The sequence below is a fragment of the Endozoicomonas acroporae genome (assembly GCF_002864045.1).
GTDB lineage: Bacteria > Pseudomonadota > Gammaproteobacteria > Pseudomonadales > Endozoicomonadaceae > Endozoicomonas > Endozoicomonas acroporae.
The window spans coordinates 1-540 of the sequence record NZ_PJPV01000308.1 but is presented as its reverse complement, the minus strand read 5'-3'; the positions used below and the strand labels follow the sequence as shown (position 1 = coordinate 540).

Annotated in this window: 1 protein-coding gene; it reads left to right on the top strand. The window is 50.6% G+C overall.

Translation table 11 applies throughout. From position 1 onward, the window contains the following. Positions 1-149 precede the first annotated feature (149 nt). A partial coding sequence (locus CX664_RS25455) for an alpha-glucosidase C-terminal domain-containing protein (protein ID WP_180966649.1) occupies positions 150-540 on the top strand: 391 nt, incomplete at its 3' end.

Below are 540 nucleotides of genomic sequence, written 5' to 3'. Positions count from 1 at the left end.
ATGGAAGCCATGGCAAAAATTCCCTGAAGCAACCAGCTCTGCCAACCTAACCAGCTGGATAGCCACGATACCATGCGCTTTCTGACCATGGTTAACGTTTTTTTTTTAATGCTACGGTGTGCCCTGATATTTCTGTTCTTTCTGTGCCCGTGTCTCTTGCGATCTATTACGGGACGGAAGTCGCTCTGGAAGGTGGGCATGACCCGGATAATCGCCGCTGTTTCCCGTGGGAAAGGCTCGATTCCCGGCAGGATATGGTGGACTTTATCAAGCAGCTTACATCCCTGCGCAACCAGTCTTCAGCGTTGCAGTCAGGCAGTGTGCAGTGGCTTTATGCACAAGGCGATGTGATTGCCTTTGCCCGCTGTCTGGATGGTGAGCGGATAATCTGTGCAATAAACCGAGGAACCACACCGAAAGAGCTCTCTATACCGATTTGGCAGACGGGTCTCGAGCAAGGATGTTTTTCGTCTCTGATAAATAAGGAAGAGGGCATTGATGCTTCAGGTTGCACCCTTGAACTGACTCTACCCGCTAAGT